This is a genomic window from Solemya velum gill symbiont (assembly GCF_002020255.1).
GTDB lineage: Bacteria > Pseudomonadota > Gammaproteobacteria > Chromatiales > Chromatiaceae.
Map to the genome: position 1 here is coordinate 1 of NZ_MPQG01000034.1, position 4,964 is coordinate 4,964.

5 protein-coding genes are annotated in these 4,964 nt (G+C 49.2%); all 5 read right to left on the bottom strand.

Annotated elements, in window-relative coordinates; translation table 11 throughout:
- Nucleotides 1-113 precede the first annotated feature (113 nt).
- Entirely contained in the window at nucleotides 114-278 is a 165-nt protein-coding gene (locus BOW06_RS13140; protein ID WP_155276140.1) for a hypothetical protein, read from the bottom strand.
- A 36-nt stretch (nucleotides 279-314) separates the two neighbouring features.
- The gene (locus BOW06_RS12750; protein ID WP_043116409.1) at nucleotides 315-1,430 is read right to left on the bottom strand and encodes an ATP-grasp domain-containing protein; all 1,116 of its coding nucleotides are present in this window, start codon (nucleotides 1,428-1,430) and stop codon (nucleotides 315-317) included.
- 131 nt (nucleotides 1,431-1,561) lie between these two features.
- Nucleotides 1,562-2,494, bottom strand: coding sequence for a porin (locus tag BOW06_RS12755; RefSeq protein WP_078454940.1), 933 nt, complete (start codon nucleotides 2,492-2,494; stop codon nucleotides 1,562-1,564).
- A gap of 249 nt (nucleotides 2,495-2,743) precedes the next feature.
- Nucleotides 2,744-3,679, bottom strand: a complete 936-nt coding sequence (locus BOW06_RS12760) for a porin (protein WP_078454417.1) — start codon at nucleotides 3,677-3,679, stop codon at nucleotides 2,744-2,746.
- Nucleotides 3,680-4,004: 325 nt separating this feature from the next.
- Nucleotides 4,005-4,964: porin (locus BOW06_RS12765; protein ID WP_078459739.1), on the bottom strand; the 960-nt coding region annotated here is incomplete at its 5' end.

Here is a 4,964-nt window from a genome sequence, read left to right on the forward strand (position 1 = left end):
TGCTCCTCTAACTTTGGTCGGTGAGAGAAGCTACCTATGCTACCGCAGCTTGCCCTCTAACCAACTCTGTTGAGTTGCACTTGGAAATTGAATTCACGCCCTCTTTTCCTGAATCAATCGAGAAGTAGCGAGTATTTCGACCTCTCAAACAGGATATGATCAACCAAAAAAGCGACTGGCTTTTTGTTCTGATGCGCCAAACCAGGAGCTTCTCCTTCGCTGGTTGAGGGAGGGGTCTCGCCGTCAGGATAGAGGAGCTCGATATGTGCTGCTGTCATGGATTCGCCTGTCGTTCTGAATTTGTGACCTTGATACTAGTGTGATCTTTTGTCAGTTTCTGCCACCGCCGTGTTGGCGAATTGACTTAGCATCTTAATCTTGGCCTGTTCATGCATGATCAGGTAACTATCAAGATGGCTCGATGCAGCATGCGCCCTGTTATACGTTGTATTCATGGCTGCATTGGCCTCGAACACAAACACCCTGTTATCGGGCATCAGGGAGAAATCCATGCCGCAATAATCCAGCCCGGTCCCTGAAAAGAGTGTTTGTATATTTCTCATGCCATCGTTTCCAAGTACTTCTTCACAGTTGACAAGGAAATCGGTCTCCTCCTGGATAAAAGTCTCGGTATCGCGCATGAAGTTATTCTTGTTTGCGGCGTGAAGATTCCACTCCTTGTCGATAATCAGGTGACGGGGGTAAATCTTTCCGTCAATCCAGAGGATGCGGTACTTTCTGTAGAAGCCGTCAGCGCTGCGATAATCATGAAACTCGATCAGGTAGTAGTTGCGTCCGTCAAAGGCAAATCGTTCCAGTTCGCGAATATCATCGAGTGACTCAAGCAAGTACATGCCTTGCCCGCCATGCTTGCCTGCTGGTCGAATGATCAGCGGCAGGGCAATCTCTCCCGACTCAACCAGGTTCTGTACTTCCTTGAGGGAGTGGGGCGAGATGCTCAGGGTTTTCGGGATTTTCAGTCCGTTAATGTCACTGAAGTGCCGGAAGAGTCCATCCCGTGTCAGGCGCAGAACTTTGGCCGGATGATTCAGGGTGGGAATGCTGTTCTCGTCAACAAATTGAATCGCATATTCGAGTGACTTTCTGCTGATATCCGGGTCGCAAATAAAGTTAAAGGCGAAATCAACCCCGGGGGTGTCGATACGTTTTGGCCGTGATCCGCCCAGTATCATCGTCTGGTGTTCGTACTCGTCCATTCGCTCATTCTCAAGCAGGTGGAGGTTGCCATTGTACGAGTAGTTGAACCCCCCGAGAGCGTGATCATAGTTATCAACACTTATCTGATGATTGTCTGGAATCGCCTTGATATGCAGCATGACAGGTTTGCGACTATTGACTGCCTGTTGTTTGCTGCTTCCGGTCTTTATGCTCAGGCTGGGCGATGGGAGGCTTGACGGTTTAATTTTCATAATCAGATGATGCGTCTTCTTCTGGCCAAGGGTGGCAGTGGTTTTCAAGCGATCAGTTTATCAGGTTTGGTTTGAACATAAAAAACGGGACCCGAAGGTCCCGTTCCTGATCATGCAATTTCTGAAATGAATCAGAACTTGTGGATCATGCCGAGAGAGAAGCCGGTTGTAGCATCATCTTCAGCTTTGAGGTGAGCATCATCACTATCGCCGTAGGCTACATAGGCAGTGGTGCGCTTGCTCAGTGTGTGAGTCAGGCCGATGCCCCAGCTATCATCATTCCTGCCGTGATCATTGTCTTCACGACCCCAGGCGACAACCAGTTTGTTGTTGCCGAAGCTGTAGCTACCACTAATATTGTAGTTCTTCTCGTGGTCTTCGTTGTCATCAACGTAGGTAGCCGCAATAGTGAAGGCATTCATCGTATAGCCAACACCAAGCATGAAACGATCATCATCATCATTTCTTTCATCTTCGTATGCAGCAGCAAGTTTCAAACCGTTGTTGCTGTACATGACACCAATAGAGTACTCATCAGCAAGACCGTTGTTATTATTGCTTTCGCCGGCCTGAATTGAAGCAGCAAACGTCAGGCCGTTCATGTTTGGAGAGATATATGCGATTGTATCACTCCAGCGATTCTCTTCGACACTACCCAGGCTATTTGCATCGATGAGCGTATCACCCATCATGTCAATACCGGTGCTGTACCATGCCATCTTAAAAGGCGTGTCGTGGTTACCGTAGAGGAAAGTACCCCAGTCGCCGGTCAGGCCGATGTTAGCGTTACGACCACTGCTGTCCCATGCGCCGCCATCAGAGAAGTCATAACCGGTTTCAGCTTTCCAGATCAGGCTCAGGCCGTTACCGAGGTCTTCGGTGCCCTTGAAACCGATACGTGAAGCACGAGAAGAGACATGCCATGCGCTGTAATGAGGACGTAACAAGTCGTGTTCGAGGTGGTCGATAGAGACGTGTACCTGGCCGTATATAGTCACGCCAGCGTTTGCAGCAGGAGCTGCAATGGCAGCAGCGACAGCCGCGGCAACGATTGATTTTTTCATTAAAATTCCCCTTGAATTCAGTATTTTATATTTGCGCAGATTTTGAGCGAGGGCGTTCCAGCATCAGCTCTTGGATAATTATAGGTATAGCTTATTCAAGCGCGTTGTAAAAATGTCACGGAATTTGCATGAAAGTTTGTGGGGTTGGTATGTCGGTTATGCAGGAGAAATTCCTGCCATTCGTTCATCCCTGTACAGCAAAACGGGACCCGAAGGCCCCGTTCCAGATCATACAATTTCTAAAATGAATTAGAAGTTGTGGATCATACCGGCAGAGAAAGTACTTCTTCCGTCGTCGTACATATCATCAGATGTTGCATAACCGATGTAAGCAGTTGAGCGCTTGCTCAGCTTGTGCTCTGCACCGATGCCCCAAACTGTTGAAGTTGGATAGCCGTCGCGCCAGTCAGTCTGGCCGTACTTTACGACGAAGTTGTTGTTGCCCATTGCAACGCCAACAGACAGAAGTGCAGTTTTGTCATCTTCGTAGTCCTGGTACAGACCAGCAACTGTGACGTTGTTCATGGTGTAACCAGCTGTGACGAGGAACTTCTCGTCATCGTCACCCAGATCTTCGTAGCCAGCAGCCAGCTTCAGACCGTTGTTGCTGTACATGCCAGAAACAGAAACTGCATCAGCAAGACCGGTTCCATTGTCGAAGTTGTTGCCTTCGCCAGGAACGATAGCAGCAGCAATGGTCAGACCGTTCATGTTTGGAGAAACATAGGCGATCGCGTTTGCTGCACGGACATGTGACAGGTCAATTGCACCATGCTCGCCGAAATCGAGGACAGTATCGCCCATCATCTCGATGCCGCCAGCGTAGTATGACATCTTGTAAGGCGTGTCGTGGATACCGTAGAGGAAAGTACCCCAGTCACCGGCAAGACCGATGTAGGCGTTACGACCAGAATCCCACGCGCTGCCGTCAGCGAAGTCATAAGTGGTTTCAGCTTTCCAGGTCAGGCTCAGGCCGTTACCGAGATCCTCGGTGCCCTTGAAGCCGATACGAGAAGCGCGTGACTTGACTCTCCACTCGCTGTAATCAAATGATGAGTTACAGCAGTCATCGTAGTCGTAATGGTCGATAGAAACGTGGACTTTACCGTAGGTGGTAACGCCAGCGTTTGCAGCAGGAGCTGCAACAGCAGCAGCAACAGCTGCAGCGATAATTGATTTTTTCATGAAAATCCCCTTGGATTTAGTAATCTTTGGATTTGTACAAATCTTGAGCGTAAGAATAAAGTCTTAACAAACTCCTGCATAAGTATAGGTAACGAATCCGGTAACAGCAAGAGAATTTCATGTTTTTTGCGGTACTTTCCGCATTTGTTGTAAAAATGTATCGAAATATACGAAATATCCTGCTGGCTCGGGCTTTCAGGCCGGTTTACTGCGTTATGGGAGGTGCAACTAGTGATTCATATTTTTTCAGCCGCCATTCGTACATCCCTGTACAGCAAAACGGGGCCCGAAGGCCCCGTTGCATGAATACAAGTTTCTAAAAAGATTAGAAGTTGTGGATCAGGCCGATAGAGAAGCCGGAGGTAGCATCCATTTCGGTCTTCATTTCAAGGGTGTCCTCTTCATCAGTCGATGCGTATGCTGCATAGGCAGTTGTACGCTTGCTCAGTGCATGAGTCAGGCCAACACCCCAGCTGACATCATCTGAACCACCGTCATTGTCTTCGTGACCATAAGCGAGAACCAACTTGTTGTTGCCGAAGCTGTAGCTACCACTAACGTTCAGGCTCTTCTCATCATCCTCATCGTCATCAACATAGTTGGCAGCGATAGAGAAAGCATTCATGGTGTAACCGGCACCGATCATGAAACGGTCGTTGTCGTCCGCATTGTCACCGAGATCGCCTTCGTCTTCATATGCAGCAGCCAGCTTTAGGCCGTTGTTGCTGTACATGACGCCAACTGATATGCCGTCCGTAAGTCCAGTTGCGTTATTTGTGCCTTCACCAGGAACGATTGCGGCGGCAAAAGTCAGGCCGTTCATGTTAGGTGAAACATAGGCAATTGCGTTGCTGAAACGGTTCTCTTCGACGCTGGCCAGGCCATTGGCGTCCATGATGGTGTCGCCCATCATGTCGATGCCGGTGCTGTACCATGCCATTTTGTATGGACCGTCATGACGGCCATAGAGGAAAGTACCCCAGTCGCCAGTCAGGCCGATGTAAGCGTTACGACCACTGCTGTCCCACGCACCGCCATCTGAGAAGTCATAACCGGTTTCAGCTTTCCAGATCAGGCTCAGGCCGTTACCGAGATCTTCCGTGCCCTTGAAGCCGATACGTGAAGCACGAGAGTAAACGCCCCAAATGCCGTCGTAATCGGAGTTGAAGTCGTGCTGGGTGTAGTCAATAGAGACATGTACCTTACCGTAAAGAGTAACGCCTGCGTTTGCTGCTGGAGCCGCAACTGCAACAGCAATGGCTGCTGCGATGATTGATTTTTTCAT

Coding starts and splice junctions, on each gene's coding strand:
- BOW06_RS13140 (WP_155276140.1), bottom strand. CDS start 278: ATGACAGCAGCACATATCGAGCTCCTCTATCCTGACGGCGAGACCCCT.
- BOW06_RS12750 (WP_043116409.1), bottom strand. CDS start 1,430: ATGAAAATTAAACCGTCAAGCCTCCCATCGCCCAGCCTGAGCATAAAG.
- BOW06_RS12755 (WP_078454940.1), bottom strand. CDS start 2,494: ATGAAAAAATCAATCGTTGCCGCGGCTGTCGCTGCTGCCATTGCAGCT.
- BOW06_RS12760 (WP_078454417.1), bottom strand. CDS start 3,679: ATGAAAAAATCAATTATCGCTGCAGCTGTTGCTGCTGCTGTTGCAGCT.